This is a genomic window from Nocardioides sp. Z21_20 (genome assembly GCF_059766585.1).
In genome coordinates this window covers 1-20,302 of record NZ_JCBAJX010000012.1, presented here as the reverse complement: position 1 = coordinate 20,302, position 20,302 = coordinate 1, and the positions used below count along the sequence as shown (strand labels likewise).

At 72.0% G+C, this 20,302-nt stretch carries 18 protein-coding genes, 1 tRNA gene and 1 rRNA gene; 10 read left to right on the top strand and 10 right to left on the bottom strand.

Going from position 1 to position 20,302, the window contains the following annotated elements; genetic code table 11:
* The first annotated feature begins 2 nt into the window (after positions 1-2).
* Together AC6EH9_RS16220 and AC6EH9_RS16215 are read left to right on the top strand one after the other, a co-directional pair.
* Positions 3-1,454, top strand: coding sequence for a sensor histidine kinase (locus AC6EH9_RS16220; RefSeq protein WP_498424529.1), 1,452 nt, complete (start codon positions 3-5; stop codon positions 1,452-1,454).
* Positions 1,439-2,110, top strand: a complete 672-nt coding sequence (locus tag AC6EH9_RS16215) for a response regulator transcription factor (RefSeq protein WP_498424528.1) — start codon at positions 1,439-1,441, stop codon at positions 2,108-2,110. Before AC6EH9_RS16220 ends, AC6EH9_RS16215 begins: the two co-directional genes overlap by 16 nt.
* Here the strand turns inward: AC6EH9_RS16215 and AC6EH9_RS16210 are convergent.
* Both AC6EH9_RS16210 and AC6EH9_RS16205 read right to left on the bottom strand, forming a co-directional pair.
* Positions 2,100-2,975: a serine/threonine-protein kinase gene (locus tag AC6EH9_RS16210; protein WP_498424527.1), complete on the bottom strand. Its 876-nt coding sequence runs from the start codon at positions 2,973-2,975 to the stop codon at positions 2,100-2,102. The two genes, AC6EH9_RS16215 and AC6EH9_RS16210, sit on opposite strands and share 11 nt — an antisense overlap.
* 35 nt (positions 2,976-3,010) lie before the next feature.
* Positions 3,011-3,406, bottom strand: coding sequence for a hypothetical protein (locus AC6EH9_RS16205; protein WP_498424525.1), 396 nt, complete (start codon positions 3,404-3,406; stop codon positions 3,011-3,013).
* A gap of 235 nt (positions 3,407-3,641) precedes the next feature.
* Here AC6EH9_RS16205 and AC6EH9_RS16200 point away from each other — a divergent pair, with 235 nt between their 5' ends.
* On the top strand, positions 3,642-4,553 hold the full coding sequence (locus tag AC6EH9_RS16200; protein ID WP_498424524.1) for a glucose 1-dehydrogenase: 912 nt from the start codon (positions 3,642-3,644) through the stop codon (positions 4,551-4,553).
* A gap of 12 nt (positions 4,554-4,565) precedes the next feature.
* Here AC6EH9_RS16200 and AC6EH9_RS16195 read toward each other — a convergent pair.
* From AC6EH9_RS16195 to AC6EH9_RS16180, 4 genes are all read right to left on the bottom strand, one after another.
* A tRNA-Val gene (locus tag AC6EH9_RS16195) sits at positions 4,566-4,637 on the bottom strand.
* A gap of 208 nt (positions 4,638-4,845) precedes the next feature.
* Entirely contained in the window at positions 4,846-5,313 is a 468-nt protein-coding gene (locus AC6EH9_RS16190; protein ID WP_498424523.1) for a peroxiredoxin, read from the bottom strand.
* A gap of 100 nt (positions 5,314-5,413) precedes the next feature.
* Positions 5,414-7,021 carry an AMP-binding protein gene (locus AC6EH9_RS16185; RefSeq protein ID WP_498424522.1) on the bottom strand — a complete coding sequence of 536 codons (1,608 nt, stop codon included), beginning with the start codon at positions 7,019-7,021 and terminating at the stop codon, positions 5,414-5,416.
* A gap of 35 nt (positions 7,022-7,056) precedes the next feature.
* Positions 7,057-7,554 carry a DUF3052 domain-containing protein gene (locus AC6EH9_RS16180; protein ID WP_498424521.1) on the bottom strand — a complete coding sequence of 166 codons (498 nt, stop codon included), beginning with the start codon at positions 7,552-7,554 and terminating at the stop codon, positions 7,057-7,059.
* Positions 7,555-7,800: 246 nt separating this feature from the next.
* Between AC6EH9_RS16180 and aceE the strand changes: the two genes are divergently transcribed.
* Positions 7,801-10,569 carry a pyruvate dehydrogenase (acetyl-transferring), homodimeric type gene (aceE, locus tag AC6EH9_RS16175; RefSeq protein ID WP_498424519.1) on the top strand — a complete coding sequence of 923 codons (2,769 nt, stop codon included), beginning with the start codon at positions 7,801-7,803 and terminating at the stop codon, positions 10,567-10,569.
* Positions 10,570-10,608: 39 nt separating this feature from the next.
* On the opposite strand, the gene AC6EH9_RS16170 is transcribed toward aceE, so the two are convergent.
* Positions 10,609-11,625 (bottom strand): alpha/beta fold hydrolase, encoded by a 1,017-nt coding sequence (locus AC6EH9_RS16170; protein WP_498424518.1) that lies wholly within the window; start codon positions 11,623-11,625, stop codon positions 10,609-10,611.
* Positions 11,626-11,725: 100 nt separating this feature from the next.
* Between AC6EH9_RS16170 and AC6EH9_RS16165 the strand changes: the two genes are divergently transcribed.
* From AC6EH9_RS16165 to AC6EH9_RS16140, 6 genes are all read left to right on the top strand, one after another.
* A complete protein-coding gene (locus AC6EH9_RS16165; RefSeq protein ID WP_498424516.1) occupies positions 11,726-12,925 on the top strand; it encodes a PucR family transcriptional regulator in 1,200 nt (399 codons plus the stop codon).
* Positions 12,926-13,009: 84 nt separating this feature from the next.
* Positions 13,010-14,191 (top strand): acyltransferase domain-containing protein, encoded by a 1,182-nt coding sequence (locus AC6EH9_RS16160; RefSeq protein WP_498424515.1) that lies wholly within the window; start codon positions 13,010-13,012, stop codon positions 14,189-14,191.
* Positions 14,191-15,201, top strand: coding sequence for a beta-ketoacyl-ACP synthase III (locus tag AC6EH9_RS16155; protein WP_498424513.1), 1,011 nt, complete (start codon positions 14,191-14,193; stop codon positions 15,199-15,201). Before AC6EH9_RS16160 ends, AC6EH9_RS16155 begins: the two co-directional genes overlap by 1 nt.
* Before the next feature lie 48 nt (positions 15,202-15,249).
* Complete coding sequence (locus AC6EH9_RS16150) at positions 15,250-15,495, top strand: acyl carrier protein (protein WP_498424512.1); 246 nt, start codon at positions 15,250-15,252, stop codon at positions 15,493-15,495.
* A gap of 120 nt (positions 15,496-15,615) precedes the next feature.
* Positions 15,616-16,866, top strand: a complete 1,251-nt coding sequence (locus AC6EH9_RS16145; RefSeq protein ID WP_498424510.1) for a beta-ketoacyl-[acyl-carrier-protein] synthase family protein — start codon at positions 15,616-15,618, stop codon at positions 16,864-16,866.
* The gene (locus AC6EH9_RS16140; protein ID WP_498424509.1) at positions 16,866-18,302 is read left to right on the top strand and encodes an acyl-CoA carboxylase subunit beta; all 1,437 of its coding nucleotides are present in this window, start codon (positions 16,866-16,868) and stop codon (positions 18,300-18,302) included. Before AC6EH9_RS16145 ends, AC6EH9_RS16140 begins: the two co-directional genes overlap by 1 nt.
* Before the next feature lie 176 nt (positions 18,303-18,478).
* On the opposite strand, the gene AC6EH9_RS16135 is transcribed toward AC6EH9_RS16140, so the two are convergent.
* The 3 genes from AC6EH9_RS16135 to rrf all read right to left on the bottom strand — a co-directional run.
* A complete protein-coding gene (locus AC6EH9_RS16135) occupies positions 18,479-18,955 on the bottom strand; it encodes a DUF3145 domain-containing protein (RefSeq protein WP_498424650.1) in 477 nt (158 codons plus the stop codon).
* Positions 18,956-19,186: 231 nt separating this feature from the next.
* Positions 19,187-20,128, bottom strand: coding sequence for a tetratricopeptide repeat protein (locus AC6EH9_RS16130; RefSeq protein WP_498424508.1), 942 nt, complete (start codon positions 20,126-20,128; stop codon positions 19,187-19,189).
* A gap of 106 nt (positions 20,129-20,234) precedes the next feature.
* Positions 20,235-20,302: ribosomal RNA gene (rrf, locus tag AC6EH9_RS16125) — 5S ribosomal RNA — on the bottom strand; the annotation flags it as partial.

The following is a 20,302-nucleotide window of genomic DNA, read 5'->3' as shown; positions in this document are numbered from 1 at the left end:
CGGTGCGGACCCGCCTGGTCGCCGTCATCGCGCTGCTCACCGCCACCGCCATGGCCGTGGCCGGGGTGCTGGTCTACGCCCTCGAGTCCCAGCGCATCGACCGAGCGGTCACCGAGCAGATCGAGCAGGAGGTGGCGGAGTTCCGCCAGCTGCAGACCTCGGGGAACGACCCCGCCACCGCCCAGCCGTTCCGTGAGGTCAGCCGCCTGCTCAAGGTCTTCCTGGTGCGCAACGTCCCCGACGACGACGAGATGCTGGTCGCCCACTACCGCGGCCGGGCGCGCGACGTCACCGCCAACCGCTACGGCCAGGAGATCCTGCAGAGTCCGGCCTACACCGCCGCCGTCGGGCGGATGCTCCAGGACGGAGGCACCGAGGAGATCGAGTCCTCGGAGCTGGGCGAGGCGTGGGTGACGATCGTGCCGGTCCGCAGCACCCGGGACGCGGGCGGGCTGATCATCGTCAGCTTCCTCGACGCTGAGCGGGCCGAGCTCAACCGGACCATGCAGACCTACTCCCTGGTCGCCCTGCTCGCCCTCGGCGCGGTGACGGCGCTGGCCGGCTGGCAATCGGGGCGGCTGCTCGCGCCGCTGGCCACCCTGCGCCGGACTGCCACCGAGATCACCGCAACCGACCTGTCGCGCCGCATCCCCGAGCGCGGCAACGACGACATCACCGCGCTGACCCGCACCCTCAACGACATGCTCGACCGGCTGGAGAGCGGGTTCGCCGACCAGCGCCGCTTCCTCGACGACGCCGGACACGAGTTGCGCACCCCGCTGACCGTGCTGCGCGGCCACCTGGAGCTGCTCGACGCCGACTCTCCCACCGACGTCGCCGAGACCCGCGAGCTGCTGCTCGAGGAGGTGGATCGGATGTCACGGCTGGTGGGCGACCTGATCCTGCTCGCCAAGAGCCGGCGCCCCGACTTCCTCGCTGCGCGCCCGGTCGGGCTGGGGCCGCTGACGCACACCGTGTGGGCCAAGGCCCAGGGCCTGGCCGAGCGCGACTGGCGCCTGGACGGCACCGGCGAGGGCACCGTGATCCTCGACGAGCAGCGGCTCACCCAGGCGCTGTTGCAGCTGGCCGACAACGCCGTCAAGCACACCGGTCCCGGTGACGTGGTGGCGGTCGGCTCCTCCTACGAGCCGCAGCCCGGGTCGCCGGACGTGCCGGGCACCGTCCGGCTCTGGGTGCGCGACGAGGGTCCCGGCGTCGCGGCACAGGACCGTGAGCACATCTTCGAGCGCTTCGCCCGCGGCAGCGTGTCGGTCGCCGACGAGGGCTTCGGGCTGGGGCTCTCGATCGTCTCCGCGATCGCGGCCGCGCACGGAGGCGAGGTGCACGTCGAGGACGCCGAGCCGAGCGGCTCACGGTTCGTGATCACGCTCCCCGCCCAGCCGCCCGCTGCGCGCCGTACGACATCGCAGGAGGACACATGGCCCGAATCCTGATCGTGGAGGACGAGGAGCGCATCGCGTCGTTCGTCGCCAAGGGGCTGCGCGCGGACGGTCACCGGACCACCGTCGCCGCGGACGGGCGCGAGGGGCTCGACCTGGCGCTCGGCGGGGACTTCGACCTGGTGGTGCTGGACATCGGGCTGCCGGGTCTGGACGGCTTCGCGGTGCTCGACCAGCTGCGCTCGCAGGGGTCCCGGGTCCCCGTCATCGTGCTCACCGCGCGCGACTCGGTGACCGACACCGTGTCGGCGCTCGAGGGTGGGGCCGACGACTACATGCCCAAGCCGTTCCGGTTCGCGGAGCTGCTGGCCCGGGTCCGGCTTCGGCTGCGCCAGGACGGGGCGCCGGGCGCCGGGGGTCGCGAGGAGGTGCTGACCGTCGGCGCGGTGCGCCTGGACCTGCGCACCCGTCGAGCCGTGGCGGCCGGGCGGCAGGTCGACCTCTCCGCACGGGAGTTCGCGCTCGCCGAGATCTTCATGCTCAACCCCGGCCAGGTTCTCTCCCGCGAGCAGCTGCTCGACCACGCCTGGGGCTACGACTTCGACCCCGGGTCCAACGTCGTGGACGTCTACGTGGGCTACCTGCGCCGCAAGCTCGGGGCGGGGGCGATCTCCACGGTGCGCGGGATGGGCTACCGGTTCAACGCGTGAGCCTGAACCCGGCCAGGTGGCCGCGCGGCTGGCGGGCCAGCACCGGCTCCAGGGCGTCGGCGATCTCGTGCGGAACCGGCCGGTCGGCCGGGTCCGGCTCGAGGGCGGCCGCGATGACCTTGGCGACCTCGTGCGGCACCGCGTCGGGCAGCTCGTACGGCGCGTCGCGCAGCTGCGGGAACCGTTCGGCGAGGTCCGCGGCGTCGGGCTCGCCGACGTCGAAGGGCCGGTAGCCCGCGACGGCCTCGAACAGCGTCGCCCCCAGTCCCCACACGTCGCTGGCGTGTCCCGGCCTGCCGGTGCCGGGCGGATCGCACTGCTCGGGCGCCATGTAGGCGTCGGTGCCGATGGGGCTGCGCAGTGCCTGCGCGTCCTCGACGCGACGGGCCACGGAGAGGTCGATCAGCCGCGCCGGGGCCCCCATGATCACGTTGCTCGGCTTGATGTCGAGGTGGGTGTGGCCGACGTGGCGCAGATAGTGCAGGGCGGCCGACACGTCGATGGCCAGGGGCAGGTACTGCTGGGCCTGCAGCGGCCCGAAACGCCGGATCAGCGTCGAGAGACGGGGCCCGTCGATGTGTTCGAGGACGACGTGGGGTCGCTCGCCCGCCAGCTCGTGGCGCAGGCCGCGCACGAGCACCGGGTGGCTGGCCAGGGCCAGCGACGCCACCTCACGGCGCAGCCCCCGGAGGCTGGCCTCGTCGGCGACCTGGTCGGGGCGCAGCACCTTCACCACGACCGGCGAGTAGGTGATCTCGTCGAACGCCAGATAGGCCTCGTAGGCCGCTCCCCCGCCGAGCAGCCTGGCCACCGTCAGCTCGGGGGTGAGGGCGTCGCCCTCGGCCAGCCTCCAGCTCTGCGTCATCTCTCCCGACCTCCCGGTGCTCGCGTCGTACGCCGTCAGCCGCGGCCGCGGGTGTCGTTGCGCGAGCGGTCGTTGGTCCGGTTCGCCGACCAGTCGCGCTTGCGCTGGCCGGCGCCGTCGCGGGTCCAGTCCCGGGTCTTGTCGCTGCGGCTGAGGTCGCGGTTGCGGCTCACCCGGGTGAAGTTGCTGCGGGTGTTGTCCCGGGTGGACCGGCTGAACCCGCTGTCGCGATCGCGGGTGTTGGTGTGGGTGTCGGCGTTGGTGTCATCGTCGTCGTCGTCGGCGACCAGCACCAGCTCGGGGACGTCGTCCTCACGCTTGCTGAACTCGTCGCCTCCCGTCGCCGACACGGACGGGGACTGCATCGCCAGCAGCCCGACCGTCACCATCCCCGTCAGCGCGAGCACTCCGGTGGTGAGTAGCTTCCTCATCGCGATCTCCTCTCGTTGCGGCGGGCGGCCCGCCTGTGCACCTGACCCCCCAGACGCTGCCCGCCCCCCGTGAGCACACCGTGAGCCCCCGATGAGACCCCTCTCATCTCCGCGTTACATGAGGGTCCTCGGCGCCGCGGGCGGCGTTTTGTGGCTCAGCCGAACGGGTACCCGGCAGCGCCCCGTCACCGGGCGGGGTCGCAGAGCGCTCACCCCCGAGGAGCAGGAGCAGCCGATGCCCGACCAGTCCCCCGAGACCACCGACCCGCACCGCCAGCACCCGCAGCCGGACACCTCCGGCGAGCAGCTCCCGGCACCCGGCTCGTCGGGGTCGGTCACCCCCGCCATGGACAGCCAGCCCGACCACGGCGAGGACAGCTACCGGGGCACGGGCAAGCTCATCGACCGGGTCGCGCTGATCACCGGCGGCGACTCCGGGATCGGGCGCGCGGTGGCGCTGGCGTTCGCCCGTGAGGGCGCCGACGTGGTGCTCACCTACCTCCCCGGCGAGGAGGAGGACGGCCGCGCGACCGTCGCCCTGGTCGAGGAGGCCGGTCGCCGCGCGGTCGCGGTGCCCGGGGACCTCACCTCGGAGGAGTTCTGCCAGCAGCTCGTGGACCGGACCGTCGAGGAGTTCGGGCGCATCGACATCCTGGTCAACAACGCCGCCTACCAGATGTCGCAACCCGGCGGCCTGGCCGACATCACCACCGAGCAGCTGGACCGGGTCTTCAAGACGAACCTCTACGCGATGTTCTGGCTGTGCCGGATGTCGCTGCCCCACATGAAGCGCGGCGCCTGCATCATCAACACCTCGTCGGTGCAGGCCTCCTCCCCGTCCTCGCACCTGCTCGACTACGCCACCACCAAGGCCGGCATCGCCAACTTCACCCGCGGCCTGGCGGCCAGCGTGGCCGAGGACGGGATCCGGGTGAACTCGGTGGCCCCCGGCCCGATCTGGACGCCGCTGATCCCGGCCACGATGACCGAGGAGAAGGTCGAGAGCTTCGGCGAGCAGACCCCGATGGGTCGCGTCGGCCAACCGGCCGAGGTGGCCACCGCCTTCGTGTTCCTGGCCTCGGCCGAGTCGAGCTACGTCACCGGCGAGGTGCTGGCCGTGACCGGGGGCCAGCCGGTCACCGTGTGAGGCCGGCGGGAGTGGGCGCAGAGGGGATCGAACCCCCGACCGCTGGTTTGTAAAACCAGAGCTCTACCGCTGAGCTATACGCCCGTGAAGCCCGCACAGACTAGACGAGATCGACACGTGCGGGGCAACTCGGCCGGGTAGGCCGGGACCCATGCCGGACAACCGCCGGACAAATGAGAGTCGCGCCGCTGGCGTCTCGGGTCACCAGCGGCGCGACATCAACAAGATTAGCGCGGGGTCTCGCACCCGTCAGGAATCGAGGCGGAAATCACCGGAAACCCGCCGCCTCGGTCTAGACCGCGGCGTCGTGCAGCTCCTTGAGGTGCTCGTCGAGGTCGCGGCCCTCGGGCATCGCGTTGTGCACCGACCAGGTCACCCGGCCCTCGGCGTCCACGATGTACGACGAGCGCCGGGGGCAGCCCTTGGCCTCGTCGAAGACGTCGTACGCGCGGGCCACCTCGCCGTGCGGCCAGAAGTCCGAGAGCAACGGGAAGTTCAGCCCGTCCTGGTCGGCGAACGCCCGCAGCGAGTAGACCGAGTCGCAGGAGATCGCGAGGACCTCGGTGTCGAAGGTGAGGAACTCCGCGAGCCGGCCGCGGATGCCGGCCAGCTCACCGGAGCAGACACCGGAGAAGGCGTAGGGGTAGAAGAACAGCGCCACCGCCTTGCGCCCGCGGAACGAGGACAGCGCGACGTCCTGGCCGAACTGGTCGCGCAGCGCGAAGTCGGGGGCGATCCCGCCGAGCTCGATGCCGGTCATCGAGCGGCCCCGCTGGGTCGGCGCTGGTGGTCGGCACTCATGGCCCCATCCTCGCACCCGGGAGCGCGGCGGAGCCCGTGCGGGTCCCGGCCGCCCCCGCTCACGCCTCGTGCAGCTCGCGCTTGAGCACCTTGCCCGTGGAGTTGCGGGGCAGCTCGTCGAGGAACACGATCTCGCGCGGCACCTTGTAGCGGGCCAGGTTCTCCTTCACCCAGCCCTTGAGGTCGTCCTCGCTCGCCGCATCGGCACCGCGCAGCACGACGAAGGCGCGCAGCCGCTTGCCGAAGTCGGGGTCGTCGACGCCCACCGCGGCCACGTCGGCGACGTCGGGGTGGCGGGCCAGACAGTCCTCGACCTCCTTGGGGAAGACGTTCTCCCCGCCGGAGACGATCATCTCGTCGTCGCGGCCCTCCACGTAGAGCCGGCCGTCCTCGCCGAAGCGGCCGACGTCCCCGGTGGACATCAGGCCCTCGACGACCTCCTTGTGACCGCCGCCGGTGTAGCCCTCGAACAGGAAGCTGTTGCTGACGAAGATCCGCCCGGTGGTGCCCTGCTCGACCTCCTTGCCCTGCTCGTCGAGGATCCGCACGACCGTGGCGTAGGGCGGCTTGCCCGCCGAGCCCGGCGCCGCGCGCAGGTCCTCGGGGGTGGCGATGCTCGCCCAGGCGACCTCGGTGGAGCCATAGATGTTGTAGAGGGTGTCGCCGAAGCGGTCCATCCAGGCGAGCGCCAGGTCGCCGGGCAGCGCGGAGCCCGAGGCCGCGACGACCTTGACCGCGCTCAGGTCGTGGCGGTCCAGCGCCTCCTCGGGCAGCTGGAGGATCCGCTGGAGCATCACCGGGATCACCACGAAGGAGTCGCAGCGCTCCTCCTCGAGCACCTGCAGGCACCCCTCGGGGTCGAAGCGGCGCCGCAGCACCAGCGTGGATCCCAGGAGCATGGACAGGGCCATGTGGGCGAAGCCCCAAGTGTGGAAGAGCGGCGCGGCCACGTGGGTGCGCCAGCCCGCGCGCAGCGGCATCCGCGACAGCAGCGCCACCGCGGCGTCGATGCCGGCCTCGCGGCGCGGCGCCCCCTTGGGGGTGCCGGTGGTGCCGGAGGTGAGGATCACGATCCGGGCGTGGCGCTCGGGCGGGTCGAGGTCGTCGTCGGCACCAGCGCGGATCAGCGCCTCCAGGGTGGGTACGTCGTCCTGCTCGGAGTCGACCCACGCCAGGATCCGGTGCTGCGCGTCCGCCTCGGCGAGGAGCTCGGTGAACTCCTCGTCGTGGATCACCACGACCGGCTTCTCGCGGGCCAGCACGTCCACCAGCTGAGGTCCGGCGAAGGCGGTGTTCAGGTAGAGCAGGTCGGCGCCGAGCTTGGCCACCGCCACGGTCGCGTCCAGGAACCCGCGGTGGTTGCGCGCCATCAGCGCGACGCTGTCGCCCTCGCCGACGCCCCGCTCGCGCAGCCCCCGCGCCAGGGCGTTGCTGCGGCGGTGCATCTCACCGAAGGTGAGCGGGCCCAGCTCGTCGACCAGGCCGACACGGTCGGAGAACCGGGCCGCGAGCGTCGTGAAGCCTCCCGCCGGTCCGGTGCCCCAGGTGAGCACGGTGCGGGCCAGCCGGCCCAGCACGAGGGGCGGGAAGGGACGGAGCACGCCGGCCGAGGTGAGCACCCGGGCGCTGGTCGCGGCCGTCCCGGCCAGGTCGAGAACGCGTCGCATCAGCCTGCTTCCGGGTCGTGGGGACGTGCGGGGCGTCAGGCAGGGGGCTTGGGTGCCATCAGCCGCGTGGCCGACCAGTCCTTGCTGACCGTGGCCGTGGTGGTCTGGGCCAGTCCGGCGACCGGCGCGGCCTCGGAGATGTCCGCGGCGTCCACGGCGTCGGGGCGGCCGACCTTCGGCGTCAGCAGCCAGATCGCTCCGCCGCCCACCAGGTCGGTCAGGGCGTCGACGAGGGCGTCGACGAGGTCGCCGTCGTCCTTGCGCCACCACAGCACGACGGCGTCCACCACGTTGCCGTAGTCGCCGTCGACCATGTCGGCGTCGATGCAGTCCTCGATCGCAACGCGCAGCTCGTCGTCGCTGTCGTTGTCCCAGCCGAGCTCCTGGATGACCATGCCCGCCTTGAAGCCGAGCCTGGCGGCCGGCCCCGAGGGCGTGGACTTGTCTGCATCCTGCGAAGCCGGACCGGTCTGGCCTGCTTCTGTCTGGCCTGCATCTGTCTGGGTGGACCCGCCACCCGCGGTCGGACTCACTGACGCCTCCATCTGCTCTGCTGATCGACACGGATGCGGAACAGTGTCCCGCACTTGGTTCCCGACCAAACACCGCCCGTTCGCGTGGCGCTCTGCGCTGCGACGTACGGGGTGGCGTGGGCAAGGGTGGGGGTAGTCCATCGAAGTTCCTCCACCGACGCAACCCTTGCCCCCGTTGGACCCGCGCGACGCGCGATTAGTCGTGGGTGGATTTCCTGTCAACAGCGCGCGTGCAACGATGGTTCGGTGACCGACGACGTACCCCAGTCCCGTGCCAGCTCCACCCCGTCCGTGATCCACGAGGGCCTGCCGACCCAGTTGCCCGACATCGATCCGGACGAGACGCACGAGTGGATCGACTCGTTCGATGCCCTCGTGGACGACCGCGGCCGGGAGCGTGCCCGCTATGTGATGCTCCGCCTGCTCGAGCGCGCCCGCGAGAAGCAGGTCGGGGTGCCCGCCCTGCGCAGCACCGACTACATCAACACGATCCCTCCCGAGCGCGAGCCCTGGTTCCCCGGCGACGAGGAGATCGAGCGACGTATCCGCGCGTTCATCCGCTGGAACGCCGCGGTGATGGTCTCGAGCGCGAACCGCAAGGGACTCGAGGTCGGCGGGCACATCGCGTCGTACCAGTCCTCGGCCAGCCTCTACGAGGTCGGCTTCAACCACTTCTTCCGCGGCAAGGACCACCCCGGCGGCGGCGACCAGATCTACATCCAGGGTCACGCCTCCCCCGGCATCTACGCGCGCGCCTTCCTCGAGGGCCGCCTGGAGGAGCAGCAGCTCTTCCGCTTCCGCCAGGAGGTCCAGCACGGACCGGGCAAGGGCCTGCCGTCCTACCCGCACCCCCGGCTGATGCCGGACTTCTGGGAGTTCCCCACCGTCTCGATGGGTCTCACCGGCCTGAACTCGATCTACCAGGCCCGCTTCAACCGCTACCTGCACAACCGCGGCATCAAGGACACCTCCCAGCAGCACGTGTGGGCCTTCCTCGGTGACGGCGAGATGGGCGAGGTCGAGTCGCTGGGCGCGATCTCGGTGGCGGCGCGCGAGGAGCTCGACAACCTGACCTTCGTGGTGAACTGCAACCTCCAGCAGCTCGACGGACCGGTGCGCGGCAACGGCAAGATCGTCCAGGAGCTGGAGTCGATCTTCCGCGGCGCCGGCTGGAACGTGATCAAGGTCGTCTGGGGCCGCGAGTGGGACGCGCTGCTGGCCCGCGACGTCGACGGCGTGCTGGTCAACAAGATGAACACCACGCCCGACGGCGACTTCCAGACCTACTCGGTGGAGACCGGCGGCTACGTGCGGGAGAGCTTCTTCGGCGGCGACCCGCGCCTGCGCAAGATGGTCGAGCACATGAGCGACGACCAGATCCGCAAGCTGCCGCGCGGCGGCCACGACTACCGCAAGGTGTACGCCGCCTTCGACGCCGCGACCAAGCACGTCGGCCAGCCGACGGTGATCCTCGCGCACACCATCAAGGGCTGGACGATCGACGCCCTGGAGGGCAAGAACGCCACCCACCAGATGAAGAAGCTCACCCCGGCCGACGTCAAGAAGTTCCGCGACCGGCTGTACCTGCCGATCAGCGACCGGGACCTGGACCGCTCCTACGAGCAGAACGGCACCGCCCCGCTGTTCCACCCGGGCGCCGACTCCGCGGAGATCGAGTACATGCTCGAGCGTCGCCGCCAGCTCGGTGGCTCGCTGCCGCGCCGCGTGGACCGGGCCAAGCCGCTCCAGCTGCCGGGCGACTCGGTCTACGCCGCTCTCGGCCAGGGCTCGGGCAAGAACAAGATCGCCACCACGATGGCGCTCGTGCGCCTGCTCAAGGACTGGATGAAGGACCCGGAGATCGGCAAGCGGATCGTGCCGATCGCGCCCGACGAGTACCGCACGTTCGGCATGGACGCGATGTTCCCGACCGCGAAGGTCTACAACCCGGCCGGCCAGCAGTACCAGTCCGTCGACCGCAAGTTGTTGCTCTCCTACAAGGAGTCCGCACAGGGTCAGATGCTCCACGAGGGCATCTCCGAGGCCGGCGCGCTGGCCTCCGCGACCGCCGCGGGCTCGGCGTACGCCACGCACGGCGAGCACATGATCCCGTTCTACATCTTCTACTCGATGTTCGGCTTCCAGCGCACCGGCGACTCCATCTGGGCGATGGCCGACCAGATGGCCCGCGGCTTCCTGATCGGCGCCACCGCCGGGCGCACCACGCTGACCGGCGAGGGGCTGCAGCACGCGGACGGGCACTCGCCGCTGCTGGCGGCGACCAACCCGGCCGTCGTGCACTACGACCCGGCGTTCGCCTACGAGGTCAGCCACGTGATGCGCTCGGGCCTGGAGCGGATGTACGGCGCGCACCCGGAGAACGTGATCTTCTACCTGACCGTCTACAACGAGCCGGTCACCCAGCCCGTGGAGCCCGCGGACGTGGACGTCGAGGGCATCCTCAAGGGTCTGCACAAGGTGTCGACGGCCGAGGCGGAGGGCCCCCGGGTCCAACTGCTCGCCTCCGGCGTCGCCTACCCGTGGATCCAGGACGCCGCGCGGATGCTGGCCGAGGAGTGGGGCGTCGCCGCCGACACCTGGTCGGTGACCTCGTGGAACGAGCTCTCCCGTGAGGCGATCGCCTCGGAGGAGTGGAACCTGCTGCACCCCTCGGCGGAGCCCCGCACGGCGTACGTGACCGACAAGCTCTCCGGCTCCGAGGGTCCCGTCGTCGCGGTCTCGGACTTCATGGCGGCGGTGCCGCTGCAGATCGCCCGGTGGGTCCCGGCCGACTACCGGGTGCTGGGAGCCGACGGCTTCGGCTTCGCCGACACCCGACCGGCCGCCCGGCGCTTCTTCCACATCGACGCGCAGTCCGTGGTGGTCCAGGCCCTGCAGGCCCTGGCCGACGACGCGCAGATCTCCCCGGAGGTCGTGCAGCAGGCGTTCGAGAAGTACCGCATCGACGACCCGACCGCGGTCGCGGACGTCGAGCAGGAGGGCGGCGACGCCTAGTTCCGCGTAGCACCGGCAGCGGCCGGGCGGGCCACCACCTCAGGCGATGGTGGCCCGTCCGGCCGTTGCGTTCGGCTCCGCGCCGCGTCCGTGCCGGTCCACGGGTGCGACCGGGCGGTGCCCCGCCTCGGCCTCGCGAGGCAGCACCGTGGCACCGTGCTCGAGCAGGGCGCGCCACTCCTCGCGGCTGTGCTGGGCCGACTCGGTGGCCCGCACGAAGTCGTTCACGATCTTGACGAACCGCTGCGGGTGGTCCTTGTGCGGGAAGTGCCCGGCGTTGCGGATCACCTCGACCCGCGCGTTCGGTGCGAGTGCCGCGGCGTTGGCGGCGTGATGCACCGGGATGACGGCGTCGTCGCGCCCCCAGATGACGCACATCGGCAGCGCCTCGGTGAGGTAGGCGCGATCGGCCATCGTCACGATCTGGCCCTTGAAGTCCACCACCGCCCGCACCACGTGGCGGATCGCGGCCCGGGCCTCGGGGTCCTTGAAGGAGTCGTAGATCTCGGCGACCTCGGCCAGGTCGCGGGTCCCCTTGAGCGGGCTGAGCCTGGCGATCGCGCGCATCCCGGCCCGGCCCAGGTGACGCACCCCGGGCAGCGTGAGCACTCCCATCGCCTGGTGGAAGCCGGGCGTGGTGACCACCCGGATGGCGGGGCTCACCTCGGGCCCCAGTCCCCCGCTGGCGACCAGCACCAGACGCTCGGTGCGCTCCGGGTACTGGTAGGCGAACTGCATGGCGACACCGCCGCCGAAGCTGTGTCCCACCACGGTGGCGCGGTCGATGCCCAGGAGCGTGAGCAGGTCGCGCATCCCGTTGGCGTAGCCGCCCAGCGTGTAGTCGGCGCGCGGCTTCGCCGAGCGCCCGTGCCCGAGCAGGTCGGGGGCGATGACGGTGTAGCGGCGCGCCAGCGCGTCGATCACCGGCGACCAGGTGGTGTGGTCGCAGCCCAGTCCGTGCAGCAGGAGCAGGGCAGGGCCCTTGCCGGCCTTCACGAAGGCGCGGCGATGGCCGTGGATCTCGAGGTACTGGACCTCGTGCGGCGTTCCGGTCATCGGAGCCTCCTCAGGTATCCCCCGATTCAAGCAGACCTGGGGCCCGGCGGAGGGGGAAGCCGGTGTCCACGGGCGATCGACATCCTCTAGCCTCGCCCTCGTGACCACTCCCGAGCTCTCCGGACGACAGGCCCGGGCCCGGGCTGCGGACGCCCTGTTGCGCTCGGTCGGCGCCCTGAGCACCTCCGCGGTGACCCGGATGGAGTCGGCGCTGCCCTGGTTCCGCGGGCTCAGCGCGGAGGACCGATCCTGGGTGGGCCTGATCATCCAGGCGGGCATCCGGGCCTTCGTGGAGTGGTACCGCCACGAGGCGCGCCGGCTGAGCGGGGAGCACGCGATCGCGGCCGAGGTCTTCGGCGCGGCGCCGCAGGCCCTCACCCGGGTGATCAACCTGCGCCAGACCGTCGACCTGGTGCGGCTGACGCTGGAGGTCGTGGAGGAGCAGGCTGCCACCTTCCTGCACCCCGAGGACGTGCCGGCCGTGCACGAGGCGGTGCTGCTCTACGGTCGCGAGGTCGCCTTCGCCACCGCGGAGGTGTACGCCCGCGCCGCCGAGCAGCGCGGCGCCTGGGACGCCCGGCTGGAGGCCCTGGTGGTCGACTCCATCCTGCGCGCGGACGCCGACGAGGAGGTGCTCTCCCGGGCCAGCGCCCTGGGCTGGGAGGGCCGGGCCGGCGTCGCCGTGATGCTCGGCAGCCTGTCCTCCGCCCGACCGCAGACGGACCTCTTCGAGGAGGTGCGCCGTACCGCCCAGGGCGTCGGGATGGACGCGTTGTGCGGCACGCACGGCGATCGGATGGTGATCGTCCTCGGCGGGGTCGAACTGCCGGCGGACACCTCGGTCGCGCCCCTGGCCGAGCTGTTCGGGCCGGGGCCGGTGGTCGTGGGGCCGGTCCTGGGCGACCTCGGCGGTGCTCACGTCTCCGCGCGGGCGGCGCTGTCCGCGCACCGCGCCAGCGCCGGCTGGCCGCAGGCGCCGCGCCCGGTGCAGAGCGACGACCTGCTCCCGGAGCGGGCCCTGTCCGGCGACGGGCACGCCCGGCGCCACCTGATCGAGGAGGTCTACCTGCCGCTGCTCCAGGCGCGCGGCACGCTGATCGAGACGCTGGCCGCCTACCTGCACGGCGGCGGCTCGCTGGAGGGCACCGCACGCGAGCTGTTCGTGCACACCAACACGGTGCGCTACCGGCTGCGCCAGGTGGCGGAGCTGACCGGGCTCACGGCCTCGCACTCGCGGGACGCGTTCACCCTCCGGATCGCCCTCGTGCTCGGACGCCAGTCGGGCCGCGGGCCTCAATAGTTGTAGGAACCCTCCAAAGAACCCCGCTCGGGTTGGTGTGCGCCGAAGGCGAATCTGAGCCCGGCCAAGGGGCACAGTGGTGTGGTGCTCGTCATTGTCGCCCCCGGCCAAGGGGCCCAGACCCCCGGCTTCCTGACCCCGTGGCTCGAAGACCCGGTCTTCGCGTCGCGCTTCGAGTGGCTGGCCACCGTCGCCGGCCTCGACCTCGTCCACTACGGCACCGAGGCGGACGCGGAGACCATCCGCGACACCCGCATCGCCCAGCCGCTGCTGGTCGCCTCCGGCCTCGTCGCCGCCCTCGAGCTCTTCCCGCACCCGGCCGACGCGTTCTCCCGGATCGGGGCCGTCGCCGGGCACAGCGTGGGCGAGCTGACCGCCGCGGCCGGTGCCCGCGCGATCAGCGCCGAGCAGGCGATGGTGCTGGTCCGCGAGCGCGGCCGGGCGATGGCCGACGCCGCCGCCGTCACCGCCACCGGGATGACCGCGATCCTGGGCGGGGAGCGCACCGACGTGCTGGCCACCCTGGAGCGCCTCGGCCTCACCGCCGCGAACGACAACGGCCCCGGCCAGATCGTGGCCGCGGGCACCACCGAGCAGCTCGCCGCCCTGGCCGAGCAGCCCCCCGCCCGCGCCCGGCTGATGCCGCTCAGCGTCGCCGGCGCGTTCCACACCGAGCACATGGAGCCGGCGGTGGGCCACCTCGCCCAGCTGGCTCGCTCGGTGTCGACCCACGACCCGCGCACCGCCCTGATCTCCAACCGCGACGGCCAGGTCGTCCACGACGGCCGGGAGGCCCTGGCCCGCATCGTCGGCCAGATCGCCAGCCCGGTCCGCTGGGACCTGTGCATGGAGGCGATGCTCGACCTCGGCGTCACCGGCATCCTCGAGATGCCTCCCGCCGGGACGCTCACCGGCATCGCCAAGCGGGCCCTCAAGGGGGTCGAGACGTTCGCGCTGAAGACCCCCGACCAGCTCGACGACGCCCGCGCCTTCTGCGACAAGCACGGCGAGGCCAACGGCCTCGACCTCCACCCCACCTGGCGGATGGTGGTCTCGCCCGGCAAGGGCACCTTCCACCGTGCGCGCGAGGTGGCCGACGCCGAGTTCCTCCCCGCCGCCACCGTCATCGGCGAGGTGGCCAGCACCCGGGACCGCACCTCGATCAGCGCCCCGCACGGCGGCCAGGTGGTGGAGTGGCTCGTCGAGGACGGCGACCTGGTCTCCCCCGGCCAGCCCCTGCTGCGCCTGCACCCCCAGGAGCCGTGATGAGCGCGTCCGTCCTGTCCGGCGGCACCCCCGGCGCAGCCCACGCGGGCGTGCTGGGCGTGGGCGCCTACCGCGCCAGCCGGGTCGTGCCCAACTCGGAGATCATCGACGCGATCGACTCCACCGACGAGTGGATCCAGCAGCGCTCGGGCATCCGCCAGCGCCGCTTCGCCACTGCGGCGGAGACCATCCAGATGATGTCGGTGGCCGCCTCCCGGGGGGCCTTGGAGAGCGCCGGCATCGACGTACGCCAGATCGACTGCGTGATCGTGGCGACCGTGAGCCACCTGCTCCAGACGCCGGCCATCGCGACGGCGATCGCCCACGAGCTCGGCACCGAGCAGGCGGCCGCCTTCGACATCTCCGCCGCCTGTGCGGGGTTCTGCCACGGGGTCGCGCTGGCCTCGGACATGGTCCGCGGCGGGACCGCTCGCCACGTCCTGGTGATCGGTGTCGAGCGGCTCTCCGACATCACCGACCCGGCCGACCGCGGGACGGCGTTCATCTTCGCCGACGGCGCGGGGGCGGCGGTCGTGGGCCCCAGCCCGACGCCCGGGATCAGCCCGGTGGTGTGGGGATCCGATGGTGAGCAGTTCGACCTGATCCGTCAGCGCGAGGACTGGCGCGACGTGATCGCCTCCGAGGCCCCGCTGATGCCGCACCTGACCATGCAGGGCAACCCGGTCTTCCGCTGGGCCTCCTTCACGATGGCCAAGATCGCGCAGCAGACGCTCGACCGGGCCGGGATCACCTCCGCCGACCTCGACGTCTTCGTCCCCCACCAGGCCAACATGCGCATCATCGACGCGATGGCCCGCGCGATGAAGCTGCCCGAGCACGTGCGCATCGCCCGCGACGTCGCCGACCAGGGCAACACCTCGGCCGCGTCCATCCCCCTGGCGCTGCACCGGATGATCGCGGAGGGCGAGGCCCGCAGCGGCGACAAGGCCCTGCTGATCGCCTTCGGCGCCGGGCTCTCCTACGCCGCCCAGGTCGTCGTCGTGCCCTGAGCGGCACCCCCAGAGTTCACCCCCCACCCCCACAGAGAAGGAACACAGATGGCCACCACTGAAGAGATCCGCACCGACCTCGCCGACATCGTCAACGAGGTCGCTGGGATCGACACCGACGACGTCCAGCTGGACAAGTCGTTCGTCGACGACCTCGACGTCGACTCGCTGTCCATGGTCGAGGTCGTCGTGGCCGCCGAGGAGAAGTTCGGCGTGTCCATCCCCGACGACGAGGTCAAGAACCTCAAGACCGTCGGTGACGCCGTCGCCTTCATCGAGCGCGCCCAGGGCTGAGCCCCCTCGGTGGTCCCGCTGCCAGCGGGACCACCGGTCCAGGCTCCGGTCGGCCCCGTGGCCACCACCCAGCTCGTCACCACCCCACGTGAGACCCCCGCAACCCGAAGGACCTTCCTCATGTCGCTCAAGCGAGTCGTCGTCACCGGTCTCGGTGCCACCTCCCCCGTCGGTGGGGACGTACCGACCACCTGGGAAGCGCTGCTGGAGGGGCGCTCGGGCGTCGGTGTCCTGAACGACGACTGGGCCCAACCCCTCGGCACCCGGATCGCCGCCCGCGTCGCGGTCGAGCCCGGCGAGGTGCTGGACCGGGTCAAGGCGCGCCGGATGGACCGCTCGGGCCAGCTGGCCATGGTCGCCGCGCTCGAGGCGTGGCGCGACGCCGGGCTCGCCGTCGAGGACGGCGAGGAGCCGCTGATGGACCTCGAGCGCCTCGGGGTGGCGCTGGCCTCCGGCATCGGCGGCGTCACCACGCTGCTCAACAACTACGACAGCCTGCTCGCCAAGGGCCCGCGGCGGGTCTCCCCGCTGGCCATCCCGATGCTGATGCCCAACGGGCCCGCCGCCGCGGTCGGGCTCGCGATCGGCGCCAAGGCGGGCGTGCACACCCCGGTCTCGGCCTGCGCCTCCGGCAACGAGGCGATCGCGCTGGGGATCGACCAGATCCAGTTGGGCCGTGCCGACGTGGTCGTCTGCGGCGGCACCGAGGCGGCCGTGCACGCCCTGCCGATGGCCGCCTTCGGCCAGATGATGGCGCTCTCCAAGCGCAACGACGACCCCGCCCGCGCCTCGCGTCCCTGGGACAAGGGCCGCGACGGCTTCGTGCTGGGCGAGGGCGCAGCGGTGATCGTGCTGGAGTCCGCCGAGCACGCCGAGGCGCGCGGCGCACGCATCTACGCCGACGCCGCCGGCGCCGGCATCACGGCTGACTCCCACGACATCGCGCAGCCCGACCCCGTGGGGCGTGGCGCCACCCGGGCGATGGGGATGGCGCTGCGCCAGGCGGACCTCAGTGCGTCCGACCTGGTCCACATCAACGCCCACGCCACCTCGACCCCGCAGGGCGACCTCGCCGAGGCGCTGGCGATCCGCACGGCGCTCGGCGACCCCGCCGACCAGGTCGTCGTCACCTCCACGAAGTCGATGACCGGTCACCTGCTGGGTGCCGCCGGGGCCCTGGAGTCGGTCGCCACGATCCTGGCCCTGCACCACCGCAAGGTGCCGGCCACCATCAACCTCGACGCTCCCGAGGACGTCGGGCTCGACCTCGCCGACAAGGTCCGCGACCTGCCCGCCGGAGACATCGCGGCGCTGAACAACTCCTTCGGCTTCGGCGGGCACAACGTGGCGCTGGCCTTCCGGAGCGTGTGATGACCCAGACCGCCACGCCCGCGCGCCGCGAGAAGCTGCCGCGCGAGCAGGACCCTCGCCACCCGCTCAAGCGGCTGGGCGCCCTGCTCGATGACGGCTCGCTCGAGCTGATCACCGCCGACGACGACTCGGGCATGCTCGCCGCGGTCGGCACCGTCGAGGGCGCACCCGTGGTGGCGTTCTGCTCGGACGCCACCGTGATGGGCGGCGCGATGGGAGACCAGGGCTGCAAGGTGGTGGTCAAGGCCTACCACCGGGCGATGACCGACCGGGTGCCCGTCATCGGTCTGTGGCACTCCGGCGGGGCCCGCCTCGCCGAGGGCGTGCTCTCGCTGCATGCGGTGGGCCGCATCTTCCAGGTGATGACCCAGGCCTCCGGCAAGATCCCGCAGATCTCGGTGGTGCTCGGACCCGCCGCCGGCGGCGCGGCGTACGGCCCCGCGCTCACCGACGTCGTCGTGCTCGGCCCCGAGGGCCGGATCTTCGTCACCGGACCCGAGGTGGTCCGCTCGGTCACCGGCGAGGACGTGGACATGCTCCGCCTCGGCGGCCCCGAGCCGCACGGCCGCCGCTCCGGCGTGGTCCACATCCTGGCCGAGAGCGAGCAGGAGGCCCTCGATCGGGCCCGCGGCGTGGCATCCCTGCTCGGCGCCCAGGGCAGCCTGGATGCCGAGGACGTCGTCGACACGGACCTCGCCGCGCTCCTGCCCGAGTCGCGCAAACGCGCCTACGACGTCCACCCGCTGGTCGACGGCGTGCTGGACGAGGGGACGGCCCAGGAGCTGCACGCCCGCTGGGCCCCCAACATCGTCACGGCGCTGGGCCGCTTCGGGGGTCGCACCGTCGGGGTGGTGGCCAACAACCCGCTGCGCCTGGGCGGCTGCCTGGACTCGCTGTCCGCGGAGAAGGCATCGCGCTTCGTGCGCATGTGCGACGCCTTCGGCGTGCCGCTGATCGTGCTCGTCGACGTCCCCGGCTACCTGCCGGGCGTGGGACAGGAGTGGGACGGAGTCGTCCGGCGCGGAGCCAAGCTCCTGCACGCCTTCGGCGAGTGCGTGGTGCCTCGGGTGACGCTGGTGACCCGCAAGACCTACGGCGGCGCCTACATCGCGATGAACTCACGCTCGCTGGGCGCCACCCGGGTGTTCGCCTGGCCCGGCGCCGAGGTGGCGGTGATGGGGGCGGTCGCCGCGATCCGCGTGCTCCACCGCCGGCGGCTCGCCGAAGTGGCGCCCGAGATCCGTCCGCAGGTGGAGGCGCAGCTGGCCGCCGAGCACGAGCGGCTGGCCGGCGGCATCGACAAGGCGGTCGAGATCGGCGTCGTCGACGAGGTGGTCGAGCCGTCGCGTACCCGCTCGGCGCTGGCCCGTGCGATCTGTGACGCCGTCGAGACCGACGGCGTCAAGCGGGGAGCCCACGGCAACATCCCGCTCTGAGCACCGCCTCGCCCGCACCCAGGGCGGCGCCGCGCCGCGTCGTACGGCGGCGCAGCGTCCCCGGCGGGCACTGAGCACACGAAACCCCCGCTTCCCACGTGTTCCTTCGTGTGGGAAGCGGGGGTTTCACACGTTAACTCGTGAAAGCCGGGGTGATCGGGACCAGAGGGGCTCGCTCAGACGACCTGGTGGAGCCAGCGCACGGGGGCGCCGTCCCCCGCGTGACGGAACGTCTCGAGCTCGTCGTCCCAGGGCTTGCCCAGCAGCTTGTCGACCTCGCCGGTCAGCGTGGTGTCGCCCAGCGCGGCCTTGACCACCGCAGCCTTGAGCCGGTCCTCGGGGATCATGATGTCGCCGTGCAGGCCGGTCACCGCGTGGAAGACGCCGAGCTCGGGGGTGTAGGAGTAGCGCGAGCCCTCCGTGGAGGCGGTGGGCTCCTCGGTGATCTCGAAGCGGAGCTGGTTCCACCCCCTCAGGGCGGAGGCGACGGCAGCGGCGGAGCCCGCCGCACCGGTCCACGAGAGCTCCGCGCGGTAGGTGCCCGATTGGGCGGCCTGCGGAGTCCAGTCCAAGCTGACGGGCACGCCAAGGACACCGCCGACTGCCCACTCGATGTGTGGGCAGAGCGCCGACGGCGCTGAGTGCACGAACATGATGCCCCGCGTCCCCGGACCGTTGGGGCGGGCGGCAGTACGTGTGGTCACGGTGACCTCCTTCATCCTCGGCGTCGAGATACGCCTTCCCCAGCGGTCTCTTTCGAAGATGTCGAAGCCTTGAGTGACACGTGTGTAGTTATGAGGACATTGTGGCGGAAAAACCCGCCGAATGCCAGCAGGTGCGCGTCAATGCCTCAGCGTGTCACGCGGCAACCGACGAGATACAGATCAGCGGTCGAGCTTCTTCTCCAGCTGCTCGGCGCGCTCCGCGGCGTCCGTGGTCTCCTCGCTGTCGATGGCGTGGGTGCGGTGGAACCACTCCAGCGCGTCGCGCTCGCGGCCCGCGGCGACCAGGGTGTCGGCGTAGGCGTAGCGCAGGCGCACCACCCAGTTCGCGCGGGTCTTCGAGTTCAGCGGGGCGAGCTCGAGCGTCCGCAGCGCGGCGTCGAACTGTCCCATGTCGCGGCGGGCGCCGGACTCCACGATCGTCATCTCGGCCTTGGCCTCGGCCGGGAAACCGGCCACCGACGGGCTCTTCGCGAGCTTCAGCGCCTGCTCGGGCTGTCCCAGCGCGCGGTGGCAGTCGGCCATGATCGGCAGGTAGGCGGTGGCGCCGTTCATCCGCTTGGCGGCACGCAGCTCGGCCAGCGCCTCGGCGTAGTGGCCGGCGGCGTAGGCGGCCTCACCCGTCGCCTCTCGTACGACCGCGAGGCGCGAGGCCCGTGCACGAGCAGCCAGCGTGTGCTGATAGGCGGTCTCGGGGTCCTCGTCGATCAGGGTGCCGGCCGCGGCGAGGTGACGAGCCACGCGCGCCGCGAGCTTCTCGGGCAGTCCCTTGAGCTGCGCGGTGATCGACCGGTCGAGCTCCTGGCCGGTGATCCCCTCCGGCAGCGGCGGACCGTCGTAGCGCGCCTGGTCCTCGTCGCGGGTCTTCTGGTCGGTCGCCGGACGCTTCCAGTCACCCTGGCGTGCCGGACGGTCGTCACGACCACGACGGTCGTCGCGACCACGACGGTCGTCACGACCCCGGCGGTCGCCGTCCCTCGCGTCGGAGCGGCCACGCGCAGGCGCGCCGCGGCCTCCGCTCTGGGGCGCACTGCCCGAGCGCTTGGGACCATCGGAGCGTCCTCCACCAGAGGCGGGGCGCTGGCTGCGGCGGTCTTCAGCCACGAGTCTTCCTTCCAGGAGCAGTCGATCTCTCAGACACAGTAAACACTGCGCCTGGTTGTAAATGCCGTAGAGGCCACCCAGGTGGGTGGCCTCTACGTGAAGTGTTGTCCGGCGGCGTCCTACTCTCCCACAACCTCTCGATTGCAGTACCATCGGCGCTGTGAGGCTTAACTT

Bases quoted from the DNA above. Each gene is read 5' to 3' on its own strand.
- AC6EH9_RS16215 (WP_498424528.1), top strand. From the start codon at position 1,439: ATGGCCCGAATCCTGATCGTGGAGGACGAGGAGCGCATCGCGTCGTTC.
- AC6EH9_RS16210 (WP_498424527.1), bottom strand. From the start codon at position 2,975: ATGACGCAGAGCTGGAGGCTGGCCGAGGGCGACGCCCTCACCCCCGAG.
- AC6EH9_RS16205 (WP_498424525.1), bottom strand. From the start codon at position 3,406: ATGAGGAAGCTACTCACCACCGGAGTGCTCGCGCTGACGGGGATGGTG.
- AC6EH9_RS16200 (WP_498424524.1), top strand. From the start codon at position 3,642: ATGCCCGACCAGTCCCCCGAGACCACCGACCCGCACCGCCAGCACCCG.
- AC6EH9_RS16190 (WP_498424523.1), bottom strand. From the start codon at position 5,313: ATGACCGGCATCGAGCTCGGCGGGATCGCCCCCGACTTCGCGCTGCGC.
- AC6EH9_RS16185 (WP_498424522.1), bottom strand. From the start codon at position 7,021: ATGCGACGCGTTCTCGACCTGGCCGGGACGGCCGCGACCAGCGCCCGG.
- AC6EH9_RS16170 (WP_498424518.1), bottom strand. From the start codon at position 11,625: ATGACCGGAACGCCGCACGAGGTCCAGTACCTCGAGATCCACGGCCAT.
- AC6EH9_RS16155 (WP_498424513.1), top strand. From the start codon at position 14,191: ATGAGCGCGTCCGTCCTGTCCGGCGGCACCCCCGGCGCAGCCCACGCG.
- AC6EH9_RS16150 (WP_498424512.1), top strand. From the start codon at position 15,250: ATGGCCACCACTGAAGAGATCCGCACCGACCTCGCCGACATCGTCAAC.
- AC6EH9_RS16145 (WP_498424510.1), top strand. From the start codon at position 15,616: ATGTCGCTCAAGCGAGTCGTCGTCACCGGTCTCGGTGCCACCTCCCCC.
- AC6EH9_RS16140 (WP_498424509.1), top strand. From the start codon at position 16,866: ATGACCCAGACCGCCACGCCCGCGCGCCGCGAGAAGCTGCCGCGCGAG.
- AC6EH9_RS16135 (WP_498424650.1), bottom strand. From the start codon at position 18,955: ATGTTCGTGCACTCAGCGCCGTCGGCGCTCTGCCCACACATCGAGTGG.